Below are 15,425 nucleotides of genomic sequence, written 5' to 3'. Positions count from 1 at the left end.
GCCCATGGCCAGCGAAGAGCATGAAGACAACACAATTTACAAAGTCGTCGTGAACCACGAGGAGCAGTACTCGATATGGCCCGAGTACCGGGAAAACCCGCTCGGATGGCGCGACGCGGGCAAGACCGGCACCAAGGCGGAGTGCCTCGATCACATCAAGGAGGTCTGGACCGACATGCGGCCGCTCAGCCTGCGCAAGCAGATGGACGCGCAGGAGGGCCGGTCGTCGTGACGGAGCTCCGCGCCGTGTCGCCGGCGGCGCCGCGGGGCGAGGCGGACGGCCTCGCGCGGTCCTGCTTCCCCGGCGCCGCGCTCCCCCTGATCGCGAGCCCGCTCCGGCGCGGCGACGCCTCCGCCGTCCCCGCGCTCGCCGCGGCCATCCGGGCGTGCGCGGAAGAGGCGCTGACCTCGCACGGAGCGGTGCTGTTCCGCGGGTTCCCGGCGCGCGCGCTCGCGGACTTCGAGGCCTTCGTCAAGCTCGTGACGCCGGAGCTGCTCGACTACACGTTCGGATCGACGCCGCGCTCCCACCTGCAGAGTCGCATCTACACGTCGACGGAGTACCCGGCCCACCAGCACATCCCGCTCCACAACGAGCAGTCGTACACGCTCGAGTGGCCACTCAAGATCTGGTTCCACTGCGCCCAGGCCGCGGCCGAGGGGGGCAGCACCCCGCTCGCGGACAGCCGAGAGGTCTTCCGCCGCGTCCCCGCCCGGATCCGCGAGCGCTTCACCGCGAGGAAGGTGATGTACGTGCGCAACTACGGCAGCGGCCTGGACGTCCCCTGGCAGCAGGTCTTCGGCACGACCGACCGGGCCGCGGTCGAGCGCTTCTGCCATGAGCACGGCATCGCGTGCGAGTGGAAGCCGGGCGGCGAGCTGCGCACGCGGCAGGTCTGCCAGGCCGTGGCCACCCACCCGCGCACCGGAGAGCGCGTGTGGTTCAACCAGGCTCACCTGTTCCACGTCTCCAACCTGGAGCCGGCGGTGCTCGAGGCGCTCCTCGCGGTCTTCCCCGAGGACGACCTGCCCCGCAACGCTCGTTACGGCGACGGGTCTCCCATCGAGAGCTCGGTCCTCGACGAGATACGCGACGTCTACAGGCAGGTCGCCGTGGAGTTCCCCTGGCAGGAAGGGGACGTGCTGCTCGTGGACAACATGCTCGTCGCCCACGGACGCACGCCATTCCGGGGCCCGCGCAAGATCCATGTCGCCATGGCCGAGCCCTTCCGGGCCAAGGCCCTCTGAGGTTCTTCCATGCAAGAGGACGTCTTCGTTTTCCCGATGAGCTTCGCCCAGGAGCGGCTCTGGTTCCTGGCCCAGCTCGAGCCCGAGAGCGCCTCCTACAACCTGGCCGCCGCCGTGCGGCTCACCGGATCGCTCGACGCCGGCGTGGTGGAGCGGTGCGTGGCCGAGATCGTGCGGCGCCACGAGATCCTGCGCACGACGTTCGGCGTCGTCGACGGCCAGCCGGTCCAGGTGATCCGGCCGGAGGGCGCGCCGCGCGTGCCGCGGATCGATCTGAGCGGCCTGCCCGAGCCCCAGCGCGACGCGGAGGCCCGGCGCCTGATCGAGCGGGAGGCGCGGCGCCCCTTCGACCTCGAGCGCGGCCCGCTGCTGCGGCTCGCGCTCCTCGGGCTGCGGGAGGACGAGCACGTCCTCGTCTGGGTCGTTCACCACATCGCCTTCGACGGGTGGTCCACGGGCCTCGTCCTGCAGGAGTTCGCCGCGCTCTACGCGGCGTTCGCGGCGGGCCGGCCCTCCCCGCTGCCGGACCTGCCGCTGCAGTACGCGGACTTCGCCCACTGGCAGCGCGAGCGGCTCGCGTCGGGCGCGCTCCGGTCCCAGCTCGACTTCTGGACCCGGCGCCTCGCCGGCCAGGACGCGCTGCTGGAGCTGCCGACGGACCGGCCCCGACCGGCGATCCAGCGGTACCGCGGGGCGCGGTACTTCTTCCGGCTGCCGGCCGCGCTCGCCGGCGCGCTGCGCGCCCTGGCGCGGCGGGAGGAGACGACCCTCTACGCCGTGCTGGTCGCGGGGTTCAAGGCGCTCCTCGCGCGCGTCACGGGCTCGCTCGACGTCCGCGTGGGCACGCCGGTGACGAACCGGAGCCGGGCCGATCTGGAAGGGCTCGTGGGCTGCTTCGCCAACACGGTCGTGCTCCGCACCGATCTCGCCGGCGATCCGACGTTCGCCGCGCTGATCGCGCGGGTGAACGAGACGGTGCGGGAGGTCCAGGCGCACCAGGAGGTGCCGTTCGACCAGGTCGTGGAGGCGCTGCGCCCGGCCCGGGACCTGAGCCACGCGCCGCTCTGCCAGGTGCTCTTCGCGCTGCAGCCCGCGCTGCGGCGGGCCCCCGAGATCCCGGGGCTCGAGGCGCGCCTCGTGGATCTCGACGCCGGCGGCGCCCAGCTCGATCTGTCGCTGGAGATGGCCGCCGACGAGGGCGGCCTCGCCGGGGCGATCGAGTACGACACGGACCTGTTCGACGAGGCCTCGATCGAGCGCCTGGCCGGGCACCTCGAGCGGCTGCTCGCGGGCGCCGCGGCGAGCCCGGAGGCACGCCTGTCCGAGCTGCCCCTGCTCGCGCCGGAGGAGCGCGCGCGCGTGCTCGCGTGGGGCACGGCCGCGGCGCCGGAGCGCGCGCCGCGCGCCTTGCACCGGAGCTTCGAGGCGCGGGCCGCGCTCGCGCCGTCGGCCGTGGCCGTCGTCCACGAGGGGCGCTCGATCGCGTACGGCGAGCTCGATCGGCGCGCGAACCAGCTCGCGCAGCGGCTGCGGCGGCGCGGCGTCGGGCCCGAGGCGCGCGTGGGCGTGTGCCTGCCGCGCTCGATCGAGATGGTCGTCGCCGTGCTCGGGGTGCTCAAGGCCGGCGGCGCCTACGTGCCGATCGATCCGACCACGCCGCGGGATCGGATCGCCGCGATGGTCGCCGACGCCGGCGTCCGCGTGGCGGTGACCGGCGCCGAGGCGGCGGACGGGCTGTCCGGCGTCCCGGCGCTCATCCGCCTCGATCCCGGCTGGACCGAGATCCGCGGCGAGCCGGCGGCGCCGCCTCCGGGCGACCCGTCGCCCGAGCAGGCCGCGTACCTCCTGTACACGTCCGGATCGACGGGCGTGCCCAAGGGCGTCGTCGTCCCGCACCGGGCGATCGCGGGCTTCGTCGAGGCCGCGGCGGCGCTCTACGAGATCGCGCCCTCGGACCGCGTGCTGCAGTTCGCGTCGCTGAGCTTCGACGCCAGCGCCGAGGAGATCTTCCCCTGCCTCCTGCGAGGCGCCGCGCTGGTGCTGCGCACCGAGGCGATGCTGGAGTCGCCGGCCGCCTTCCTCGAGGCGTGCGCGGCGCAGGGCGTGACGGTGCTGGATCTGCCGACCATGTACTGGCACCGCGTGGCCGCGGAGCTCGCGCACGGAGGGCGCCTGCCCCTGCCGCCCGGCCTGCGGCTCTGCATCATCGGCGGCGAGGCGGCCCTGCCCGAGCGCGTGAGCGCCTGGCGCGCGTCGGCGGCCGCGCGGGTGCGCCTCGTCAACACGTACGGGCCGACCGAGGCCACGGTCGTGGCGACCGCCTGCGATCTCACGGCCCGAGGCGCGGGCCCCGCGTCCGCCGTGCCCATCGGCAGGCCCATCGCGGGCGCGCGGGCCTACGTGCTCGACGCGGCGGGGCGGCTCGCGCCCGTGGGCGTCATGGGCGAGCTGTACCTCGGCGGCCAGGGGCTCGCGCGCGGCTACTGGGCGCGCCCCGGGCAGACCGCGGAGCGCTTCGTGCCCGATCCGTTCGCGGGGCGGCCGGGCGAGCGGATGTACCGGACCGGCGACCGCGCGCGGTGGCGGGCGGACGGGCAGCTCGAGTTCGCCGGGCGCGTGGACCATCAGGTGAAGCTGCGCGGCTTCCGGATCGAGCTCGGCGAGATCGAGGCGCGGCTCGCCGAGCGCCCCGGCGTGCGCGGCGCGGTCGCGATCGTGCGCGAGGATCGGCCGGAGGATCGCCGGCTGGTCGCCTACGTCGCCGCCGCCGAGGGCGTCTCGCCGGAGCAGCTCCGGCGGGCGCTGCGGGAGCAGGTGCCCGACTACATGGTGCCGTCGGCCTTCGTCGTGCTGGACGAGCTGCCGCGCACGCCCCACGGCAAGATCGACCGGCGCGCGCTGCCGGCGCCCGCCGCGGAGGGCGCAGGCGAGGCCGCGGCCCCGCGGACGCAGGCCGAGGCGGCCCTCGCGGGGATCTGGGCGGAGCTCCTCGGCCGGACCGCGGTCGGCGTCGGCGAGAACTTCTTCGAGCTGGGCGGCGACTCGATCCTGGCGCTCCAGGTGGTGGCGCGCGCGCGCGCGGCGGGCCTCTCGATCGCGCCCCGGCAGATCTTCCAGCACCAGACCGTCGCCGAGCTGGCGGCGGTGGCCGAGGCCGCCCCCGCGGCGAGCGCGGCCGCCGAGCCGCTCGACGGCGACGTGCCGCTCACGCCCATCCAGCGCTGGTTCTTCGATCACCTCGGGGAGCATCCGCACCACTGGAACCAGTCCGTGCTGCTGGAGCTGCGGGCGCCCGTGGCGGCGGAGGCGCTCGAGGCCGCGGTCCTGGCCGTGGCGGAGCACCACGAGGCGCTGCGGCTGCGGTTCACCTGCGAGGGCGGCGTGTGGCGGCAGCGCCACGGGGGCGCGGCCGGCGCGGCGGTCGCGCGCGTGGACCTCTCGGGGGTGCCGGACGCCGAGCGAGCGGCGGCGCTCTCGCGCGCGGCGGGGCCATGGCAGGCGCGGCTCCACCTGAGCGAGGGGCCGCTGCTCCGCGCGGTCCTGTTCGACCTGGGCCCGGCGCGCCGCGGCCGGCTGCTGCTCGTCGCGCATCACCTCGTCGTGGACGCGGTCTCGTGGCGGATCCTGCTCGAGGATCTGGCGACCGCGATCCAGCAGCGGGCGGCCGGCGAGGAGATCCGGCTCCCCGCGAGGTCCACCGCCTTCGGGTCCTGGGCGCGGCGCCTCGTGGCGCGCGCCCAGTCCGAGGAGGTCGCGCGGCAGGCCGACGCGTGGATCGCCGATGCGCGGGGGACGGCGCCGCTGCCGGCGGACGATCCGGCCGGCGCCGGGCTCGAGGGCGACACGGTCCGCCGCACCGACCGGCTGGACGAGGGCGAGACCCGCGCGCTGCTCGCGGCGACGTCGGCGTACCGGGCGCGGGTCGACGATCTGCTGCTCACCGCGCTCGGCGGAGCGCTCGCGCGGTGGACGGGGGATCCCGCGGTGCTCGTCGAGGTGGAAGGGCACGGGCGCGACGCGCTGGACGACGCGGATGTCTCGCGCACGGTCGGGTGGTTCACGACGCTCTACCCCGTGCGGCTCGAGGTCCCGCCCGACGCGGCGTGCGATCAGGCGCTCAAGGCGGTGAAGGAGCAGCTCCGCGGCGCGTCGCGCCGCGGGGGCACGTACGGCCTGCTCCGCTACCTGAGCGAGCGCGGCGCGGCGCTCGCGGGGCGGCCCGCGCCCGCGGTGAGCTTCAACTACCTGGGGCAGTGGGACGATCTGTTCGCGGCGAGCCCGCTCTTCGCGCTCGCCGAGGAGGACGCCGGGGCCGAGCGCGATCCGCGGGCGCCGCGGGGCTACGAGCTGGAGGTCGACGCCGCCGTCGTCGGCGGGCGCCTCCGGGTCACGTGGAGCGCGAGCGGCGCGCGCTACCGGCCGGAGACGATCCAGCGGCTCCGCGAGGACTTCACGGCGCGGCTGCGCGCCCTCGTCACCCGCTGCCTCGAGCCGGGCGCGGGCGGGTGCACGCCGTCGGACTTCCCGCTGGCGCGGCTCGATCAGCCCACGCTCGACCGCCTGCTCGGGCCTGGCCGCGACGTGGAGGACGTGATGCCGCTCAGCGCGCTCCAGCAGGGGCTGCTGTTCCACAGCCTGTGGGAGCCCGGCGACGGGGCCTACGTCGAGCAGGTGACGTGCCGGCTGCTGGGGGCGCTCGACGCAGGCGCCTTCCGCCGGGCCTGGGAGGCCGTGGTGCAGCACCACGGCGTCCTGCGCACGACCTTCGCCTGGGAGGGCGCCGACGAGCCGCTCCAGATCGTGCGGCGGCCGGGCGCGGCGACCGCGCTGGAGATCGAGGTCGAGGACTGGCGCGGCGCGGGCGCGGAGGAGCAGCGGGCGCGGGTGGGGGCGCGCCTCGAGTCCGACCGCGCGCGGGGCTTCGATCTGGCGCGGGGTCCGCTGATGCGCCTCGCGCTCCTGCGCGTGGACGACGAGGCCCACGTCGTGCTGTGGAGCCATCACCACCTGCTCCTCGACGGGTGGTCGGCGGCCCTGGTGCTGCAGGACGCGTTCTCCGCGTACGACGCCCTGCGCGCCGGCCGCGCGGTCGCGCTGCCGGCGCGCCGGCGCTACCGCGAGTACATCGGCTGGCTGCGCGGGCGCGACGCGCGCGGCGAGGAGCCGTTCTTCCGGCGGGCGCTCGCGGGGTTCGGCGCGGCGACGCCGCTGCCCCTGGAGCGGGCGGCGCCGGCCGAGGGGGCGAGCGGGTACGGGACCGCGGCCGTCTCGCTGCCGGAGCCGGTCACGGCGCGCCTCCAGCGCTTCGCGCAGCAGCACCACGTGACGTCGAGCACGCTCGTCCAGGCCGCCTGGGCGCTGCTGCTCGGCCGGACCGCGCGGACCGACGACGTGCTGTTCGGCGTCACCGTCGCCGGGCGGTCGGCGCCGCTTCCGGGGATCGAGTCCATGGTAGGGCTCTTCATCAACACGCTCCCGCTGCGCGTGGCCGTGCCGCCGGCCGTCACCGTCGCGGAGTGGCTGCGCGATCTCCTGCGGGCGACGACCGAGCTCGGGCCGCACGAGCACACGCCGCTCGCGGAGGCGCGGGCCTTCAGCGAGATCCCGGCGGGACAGCCGCTGTTCGAGAGCCTCCTCGTCTTCGAGAACTATCCGAGAGACCCCCGGGTGCAGCAGGGGTTGCCCGGGCTCGGGGTCCGCGACGTCGCGTTCGAGGATCAGACCAACTACCCGCTCACCTTGACCGTCTTGCCGGGACAGCGGCTGACGCTGCGCCTCTCGTACGATCGGCGGCGCTTCGACGCCGAGGGCGCCTCCCGCCTGCTCGGCCTCGTGGAGGCGGCGCTCCGGCAGATCATCGGCCGTCCCGAGGCGCGGGTCGGCGATCTTCCGCTGCTCGGAGATCTGGAGTCCCGGCGCGCGGTGGCCGGCTGGAACGCGACGGAGCGCGGCTATCCGGGAGACCTGCGCGTGGACGAGCTGTTCGAGGCGCAGGCCGAGCGGACGCCGGACGCGACGGCCGTGATCTTCGAGGACCGCCGCCTCAGCTATCGAGAGCTCGACGCGCGCGCCAACCAGGTCGCCCACGCCCTGCGCCGGCGCGGCGTCGGGCCCGATGGGCTCGTCGCCATCGCGGCAGAGCGCTCGGTCGAGCTGGTCGTCGCCCTGCTCGGCGTCCTCAAGGCCGGCGCCGCCTACGTCCCCATCGACCCCGATTACCCCGCCGAGCGCATCGCCTTCATGCTCGACGACGCCGCCGCTCCCGTGCTCCTCACCCAGTGGCCGGTCGCCTCGCGCCTGCCGCCCCACCGCGCACGGCTGCTGTGCCTCGACGCCGATCGCGCAGAGCTCGACGGCGAATCGACGGCCACTCCCGCGGTCGCCGTCTCGCCGGACAACCTCGCTTACACCATCTACACCTCGGGCTCGACCGGCCGGCCCAAGGGCGCGGGCAACACCCACCGTGGCCTGCTCAACCGACTGCAGTGGATGCAGGAGCGCTACGCGCTGACCGCCGAAGACCGGGTGTTGCAAAAGACCCCCTTCAGCTTCGATGTCTCGGTCTGGGAGTTCTTCTGGCCGCTCATCACCGGCGCGGGCCTCGTCGTCGCCCGTCCAGGCGACCACCGCGACGGCGAGCGGCTCATCGAGCTCATCGCCCGCCACGGCGTCACCACCGTCCACTTCGTCCCTCCGATGCTCCAGGCCTTCCTGGAGACCCCCGGCGCCTCGTCGTGCGCGTCGCTGCGCCGCGTGCTCTGCAGCGGCGAGGCGCTGCCGGCCGAGCTCGCGCGGCGATGCTTCGAGCGGCTGCCGGACGCCGAGCTCCACAACCTCTACGGGCCCACCGAGGCGTCCATCGATGTCACCGCCTGGGCCTGCCAGCCACACGACACGTCCGCCTCGGTGCCCATCGGTACCCCCATCGCCAACACCCAGATCTACCTCCTGGATCGCCACGGCCATCCGGTCCCAGTGGGCGTGGCCGGGGAGCTCCACATCGGCGGCGTCGGGCTCGCGCGCGGATATCACAAGAGACCCGCGCTCACCGCAGAGCGCTTCGTGCCCGATCCGTTCGGCGCCACGCCCGGAGGGCGGCTGTACCGGACAGGCGATCTGGCCCGGTATCGCCCCGACGGAGCCATCGAGTTCCTGGGACGGCTCGATCATCAAGTGAAGCTCCGCGGCCTGCGCGTCGAGCTCGGAGAGATCGAGGCGCGGCTGCTCCTGCACCCCAGCGTGGGCGAGGCCGTCGTCGTCGCCCGCGACGAGGCGCACGGCGGAAAGCGGCTCGTCGCCTACGTCACCGGGCGAGACGGCGCCACGCCGCAACCGGAAGCGCTGCGCGCCTGGCTCGCCGACGCGCTCCCGGCCTACATGGTGCCCGCGCCGATCCTCGCGCTCCCGCGGCTGCCGCTGTCGCCCAACGGCAAGGTCGACCGCCGCGCGCTGCCCGCGCCCGAGGCGGCGGCGCCGGTCCAGCGCCCCTATGTCCCGCCGCGGACCGAGGCGGAGCGGATCCTCGTCGAGGTCTTGGCGGAGGTGCTCCACCGCGAGCAGGTGGGCATTCACGACAACTTCTTCGAGCTGGGCGGCGACTCGATCGTCACCTTGCAGGTCATCGCGCGCGCCGCCCAGCGAGGGCTGCGGCTCTCGCCCAAGCAGCTCTTCGAGAGCCCGACCGTGGCCGAGGCCGCGGCGCTCCTCGCCGTGTCGGCCCCGCCGCCGGCCGCACCGCCGGCGGCCGCGCCGCCGCGCTCCCCCGAAACCCCCGCCGACGGCCTCTCCCCGGAGGAGTGGCGCGATCTCTTGGAAGAGCTCGACAGGTGAACCGTGTCCAAGACTGACCCCTCCGCCAACATCGACAGCGTTTATCCCCTCTCGCCCATGCAGGAGGGGATGCTGTTCCACACGCTGCTCCGCCCGTCCTCGGGCATCTACCTCATGCAGAACCGCTATCGCCTCGAGGGCGACGTGCGGATCGACGCGTTCGTCCGAGGCTGGCAGCTGGTCGTGGCGCGGCACTCCATCCTGCGCACCTCCTTCGTCTGGAAGACCCAGAAGCGCCCGCTCCAGGTCGTCCACAAGGCGGTGGAGGTGCCGTTCGACGTGCTCGACCTCCGCGGCCTCCCCGGCGAGGCCCAGGAGGCCCGCCTCCGCGAGCTGCTGCGCGCCGAGCTCGATGCGGGGTTCGACTTCGGCAAGGCGCCGCTCATGCACCTCCGCCTCGTCCGGCTGGGCGACCAGACCTACGAGCTCGTGCACAGCTTCCACCACATCCTCCTCGACGAGTGGTGCACGTCGGTCCTGATGATGGAGTTCCTCGCCTGCTACGAGGCGCTCGTCCGGGGCGAGACACCCGATCTGCCGCCCGCGCGCCCGTACCGCGATTACATCGACTGGATCGGCCGGCAGGATCTCCCGGCCGCGGAGGCGTTCTGGCGGTCCGCGCTCGATGGCTTCTCGGCGCCGACGCCGCTCGGGTTCGAGGAGCGCTCCGCGCCGGCGCCGGAGGACGAGGGGCGCGTCGACGATCTCGTGTTCCGGATCGGCGCGGCGCCCACGGCCGCCCTGCGCGCGCTCGCCCAGCGCCACCGCCTCACCCTCAACACGATCGTGCAGGGCGCGTGGGCCCTGCTCCTCAGCCATTACAGCGGCGAGCCCGAGGTGCTCTTCGGCGTCACCGTCGCCGGGCGCCCGCCGGAGCTGCCAGAGGTCGAGTCCATCGTGGGGCTCTTCATCAACACGCTCCCGCTGCGCGTCTCGGTCCCCGCCGATCAGCCGCTCCTGCCGTGGCTCTCGGCGCTCCTCGACCAGAACCTCCGGCTCCGGCAGCACGAGCACACGCCGCTCGTGGACATCCAGCGCTGGAGCGAGATCGAGCGCGGACAACCGCTGTTCCACAGCCTCTTCGTGTTCGAGAACGCGCCGATCGATCCCGCGCTCCGCGAGGGGCGCATCGTCTTCAAGGTCCAGGACGTGCGGGACCGCGTGCACACGAATTACCCGATCACGATCATGTCGTGGCCGGACGCGGAGCTGCCCCTCAAGATCTCGTACGACCGGTCGCGCGTCCGGCCGGAGCTCGCCGCGCGGCTGCTCAGGCACCTCGGCGCGCTGCTCGAGGGCATGGCGCAGAGGCCCGACGCGCGCCTCGGCGATCTGCCGCTCCTCACGCCGGCCGAGCGGCGATGGGCGCTCGCGGCGGCCAGCGCGCCGCCCGCGGAGAAGGCCGATTTCTCCTCGTTCGCGGCGCGCTTCCACGCCCAGGTGAAGCGGACGCCCGACGCCGTGGCGGTGTCGTGCGAGGGCCGGCGGCTCACCTACGCGGAGCTGAACCGCGAGGCGAACCGCGCGGCCCACGCGCTCATCGCGCGCGGCGTCGGCCCGGAAGAGCGGGTGGCGCTGCTCGACGAGCGCGGGATCGACCTGCTCGTCATGATCCTCGCCGTGTTCAAGGCCGGCGGGGCCTACGTGCCGCTGGAGCCCGCCTATCCGGCCGAGCGCATCGGGCGGATCCTTGGGTCGAGCGAGCCCCGCGTGGTGCTGACGCGGGACCGGTACCGCGAGGCTTTGGAAGGGGTCTTTTCGTTGGTAGGCGCGCCGCGCCGGCCGGCCGTCGCGACCCTCGAGGACACACGGCGCATGTCCTGGCCCGACAGCGACCCGCCCGAGCGCGGCGGCCCCGGGAACCTGGCCTACGTGATCTACACGAGCGGATCGACCGGAGCGCCCAAGGGCGCGATGGTCGAGCGCCGCGGGATGCTCAACAACATGCTGAGCAAGCTCCCGCGGCTCGAGCTCGCGGCCGGGGACGTCATCGCGCAGACGGCCTCGCCGTGCTTCGACATCTCGGTCTGGCAGCTCCTCACCGCCCTGCTCTTCGGCGGGATGGTCGACATCGTGCCCGACGACGTCGCGCGCGACCCGGTCCGGCTGCTCGAGCACCTGGAGCGCCGGGGGATCGCCGTCGTCGAGGTCGTCCCCGCCGTGCTGCAAGGCATGCTGGACGCGGCGCGCGAGGACCCCGCGCCGCCCGCCCTGGAGCGGCTGCGCTGGATCCTGCCGACCGGCGAGGCGCTCCCCGCCGCGCTCGCGCGCGACTGGCTGACCCGCTACCCGGCGGTGCCCCTCATGAACGCGTACGGGCCGGCGGAGTGCTCGGACGACGTGGCGCTGCACCCGCTGACGGCGCCGCCCGCGTCGCACGAGGCGCAGGTGCCGATCGGCAAGGCGGTGGACCACCTGCGGCTCTACGTCCTCGATCACCTCCTCTCGCCGCTGCCCGTCGGCGTGCGCGGCGAGCTGTACGTGGGCGGGATCGGCGTGGGGCGCGGGTACCTGGGCGACCCGCGCCGCACCGCGGCCGCGTTCGTCCCCGACCCGTTCAGCCCGGAGCCGGGACAGCGGCTCTACCGGACGGGCGATCTCGGGCGGTACCGCGACGACGGCGCGATCGAGTTCGTCGGGCGGCGCGACCATCAGGTCAAGATCCGCGGCCACCGCATCGAGCTCGGCGAGATCGAGGCGCGGCTCGCCGAGCACGCCGGCGTGCAGGAGGCGGTGGTGCTGGCGCGCGAGGACCGGCCGGGCGCGCGGCGGCTCGTCGCCTACGTGGCCGCCACGGCGCCGGCGCCGGACGCCGAGGCGCTGCGCGCCTGGCTCGCGGCGCGCGTGCCCGAGTACATGGTCCCGCCGATCTACGTGCTCCTGCCGGCGCTCCCCCGCACGGCGAACGGCAAGGTGGACCGCGCCGCGCTGCCCGCCCCCGAGTCCGGCGACGCGCTGGGCTTCGTCGCGCCGCGCACGGTGACCGAGGAGCTCCTCGCCGGCATCTGGGCCGAGGTGCTGGGCGTGGAGCGGGTCTCCGCGGAGGCCTCGTTCTTCGACCTCGGCGGCCACTCGCTGCAGCTGACGCAGATCCTCGCGCGCGTGCGCCGCGCGCTCGGCGTCGAGGTGCCGCTCCGGTCGCTCTTCGAGACGCCGACGGTCGCGGCCCAGGCGCGCGCGGTGGAGGCGGCCCGGCGCCAGCCGGAGGCCACGCCGGCGCCGCCGCTCGTCGCGGGGCCGCACCAGGGACCGCTGCCGCTCTCCTTCGCGCAGGAGCGCCTGTGGTTCCTCGCGCAGCTCGAGCCGACCGCGGCCTCGTACAACGTCCCGGCGGCCGTGCGCCTGCGCGGCCCGCTCGACGCGGACCGGCTGGAGCGCTGCCTCGAGGCGGTGGTCCGCCGCCACGCGTCCCTGCGCACGACGTTCGCGGAGCGCGAGGGCCGGCCGGAGGCGGTCGTGCGCGCGTCGCAGCCCGTGAGGATCGCGATCGCGGATCTCCGCGCCCTGCCCGAGGAGGCGCGCGAGGCGGAGGCGCGGCGCTCGCTCGACCGGGAGGCCGGGAGGCCGTTCGAGCTGACCGGAGGGCCGCTGTTCCGGGCGACGCTGCTGCGCCTCGGCGAGCGCGAGCACGTCCTGCTCGTCGTCCTGCACCACATCGTGTCCGACGGGTGGTCGCTGAACCTCCTCGTGGGCGAGGTGACGGAGCTCTACGCCGCCGAGGCCGAGGGGCGCGCCGCGGCGCTCCCGCCGCTGCCGGTCCAGTACGCCGATTACGCCCGATGGCAGCGCGCGTGGCTCGACGGGCCCGCGCTCGATCGGCAGCTCGCGTACTGGCGGCGGCGGCTCGGCGCTGAGCCGCCGGTGCTGCGGCTGCCCACCGACCGGCCGCGGCCCGCGGCGCGCTCCTACCGGGGCGCTCGCCACGCGTTCGCGCTCCCGCGCGAGCTCTCCGTGAAGCTCGTCGCGCTCGCGCGCGGCCAGGGGGTCACCTCGTTCATGCTGCTGCTCGCGGCCTTCCAGGCGCTGCTCGCGCGCTACAGCGGTCAGACGGACCTCTGCGTCGGGACGCCGATCGCGGGCCGCACCCGCGTCGAGGTCGAGGGGCTCATCGGGTTCTTCGTGAACACGCTCGTGCTGCGGGCGGATCTCGGCGGGGACCCGCGCTTCACCGATCTCCTGGCGCAGGCGCGGGAGGAGGTGCTGGCCGCGCAGGCGCACCAGGATCTGCCGTTCGAGCGGCTCGTCCAGGCGCTCCGGCCCGCGCGCGACCTCGGCCACACGCCGCTCTTCCAGGTGATGTTCTCGCTCCAGGAGGCGGCGCCGCGCGCGCGGCCGATCGCCGGCCTCGAGCTCCTGCCGCTCGAGGTGGATCCGGGGAGCGCGCAGTTCGACCTCTCGCTCCACATGGCGTCGGCGCCGGAGGAGCTGAGCGGCGCGTTCGAGTACAGCACCGATCTCTTCGAGGAGCGCTCGATCCGCCGGATGGCGGACGATCTCCGCGCGCTCCTGGAAGGGATCGCGGCCCAGCCGGCCGCGCGCCTCGGCGAGCTGCCGCTGCCGGAGCCGCCCGCGCCGGCGCGCGAGGCGGCGCGCGAGGCGGCGCGCGAGGACGGCGTGATCGGCGCGGGAGGCGGCGCGGGAGGAGCGCAGCCGGCCGGCGCGCAGGACGCCGCGCCCGCCACGGACGCCGAGGCGCAGCTCGCGCAGATCTGGGCCGCGGCGCTGGGCCGCGAGCGCGTCGGCCGCCACGACAACTTCTTCGAGCTGGGGGGCGACTCGATCCTCAGCCTGCAGGTCGTGGCCCAGGCGAAGCAGGCCGGCCTGCGCATCACCGCGCGCCAGATGTTCCAGCACCAGACCCTCGCGGCGCTGGCCGCCGCCGCGGTCGCCTCCGGGGACGCCGGCCTGGCGACGGACGACGAGGGCGCGGCGGAGGGCGACGTCCCGCTGACGCCCATCCAGCGGCGGTTCTTCGGCCGCGATCTGCCGAACCCGCACCACTGGAACCAGGCGCTCCTGCTCACGGCGAAGGAGCCGCTCGTCTGGCCGGCCCTGGAGGCCGCGGTGCAGGCGCTCCTGCGCCACCACGACGCGCTCCGGCTGCGCTACGCGAAGGAGGGCTCGGGCTTCCGTCAGGCGTACGCGGCCGACGAGCCCGCCGCGGTCGCGCACCGGACGGACCTCTCCGGGGTGCCCGAGGCCGAGCAGCCGCGGGTGATCGAGGCGCACGCGTCCCGATGGCAGGCCAGCCTGGATCTGACGACGGGGCCGCTCTTGCGGGTGATCGGGTTCGACCTCGGGGCCGGCCGGCCAGGGCGGCTGCTGCTGATCGCGCATCACCTGGTCGTCGACGGCGTGTCCTGGCGGATCCTGCTCGACGATCTCCAGACGGCCTACGACCAGGCGCGGCGCGGAGCGCCGGCGCAGCTGCCCGACAAGACCGCCTCGTTCAAGCGGTGGGCAGAGCGCCTGGAGGACGCCGCGCGCGACGCCGCCCTCCAGCGGGAAGCGGCCTTCTGGCTCGAGCTGCCCTGGGAGCGCGCGGCGCCGCCGCCGGCCGACGATCCGGCGGGCGATCGGTCGGCGCGGACCATGGCCACGCTCACGGCGGGCCTGACCGAGCCGGAGACGCGATCGCTGCTGGAGTCCGTGTCGGACGCCTACCGGACGCGGATCGACGAGGTCTTGCTGGCCGCGCTGGCCCTGGCCCTCGGCCGATGGACAGGGCAGCGCGCCTCCGCGGTCGACGTCGAGGGCCACGGGCGCGGGGGGCTCGACGGGGATGATCCGGATCTATCGCGCACGGTCGGCTGGTTCACGAGCGTCTACCCGGTGGTGCTCGAGGTGGCGCCGGACGCGGGGCCGGGCGCCGCGCTCAAGGCGGTGAAGGAGCAGCTCCGCCGCGTCCCGCGGCGCGGCTTGCCCTACGGCGTGGTGCGGGAGCTCGGGACGGGCGAGCTCGCGGACCGGCTGCGCCGCCTGCCGGCGCCGCGCGTCGCCTTCAACTACCTGGGGCAGTGGGATCAGGTGATCGGCGCGGGCGCGCGGTTCTCCGCGGCCGCGGAGTCGCCAGGCGCCGAGCACGACCCGCGCAGCCCGCTCCCGTACGACCTCGAGATCGACGCGGCGGTGTACGACGGCCGGCTCGAGGCGACCTTCCGTTACAGCGCCGCGCGGCACCGGGAGGCGACGGTCGCGGCGGTCGGCGCGCTGTGGCGCGACGCGCTGAGAGAGCTGATCGCGCATTGCCTGTCACCCGATGCCGGCGGCTACACGCCCTCCGACTTCACCGACGTCGCGCTCGCGGCGGACGAGCTCGACTCCATCCTCGCACGACTGGACTGAGG

Annotated in this window: 4 protein-coding genes; all 4 read left to right on the top strand. The window is 75.0% G+C overall.

Translation table 11 applies throughout. The annotated features are described in order from the left end of the window. Positions 1-4 precede the first annotated feature (4 nt). From NQZ70_RS48485 to NQZ70_RS48470, 4 genes are read left to right on the top strand one after another with little or no spacing between them, the layout of a single operon-like run. On the top strand, positions 5-232 hold the full coding sequence (locus NQZ70_RS48485) for an MbtH family protein (protein ID WP_129580290.1): 228 nt from the start codon (positions 5-7) through the stop codon (positions 230-232). Next, a complete protein-coding gene (locus tag NQZ70_RS48480; protein ID WP_129580289.1) occupies positions 229-1,248 on the top strand; it encodes a TauD/TfdA family dioxygenase in 1,020 nt (339 codons plus the stop codon). Before NQZ70_RS48485 ends, NQZ70_RS48480 begins: the two co-directional genes overlap by 4 nt. A 9-nt stretch (positions 1,249-1,257) precedes the next feature. Continuing rightward, positions 1,258-9,078: a non-ribosomal peptide synthetase gene (locus tag NQZ70_RS48475; protein ID WP_129580288.1), complete on the top strand. Its 7,821-nt coding sequence runs from the start codon at positions 1,258-1,260 to the stop codon at positions 9,076-9,078. A gap of 3 nt (positions 9,079-9,081) precedes the next feature. After that, a complete protein-coding gene (locus NQZ70_RS48470; protein ID WP_129580287.1) occupies positions 9,082-15,423 on the top strand; it encodes a non-ribosomal peptide synthetase in 6,342 nt (2,113 codons plus the stop codon). Positions 15,424-15,425: the final 2 nt, after the last annotated feature.

Source organism: Sorangium sp. So ce836, from assembly GCF_028553905.1.
GTDB lineage: Bacteria > Myxococcota_A > Polyangia > Polyangiales > Polyangiaceae > Sorangium > Sorangium cellulosum_D.
This window is presented reverse-complemented; position numbering and strand designations above follow the sequence as displayed.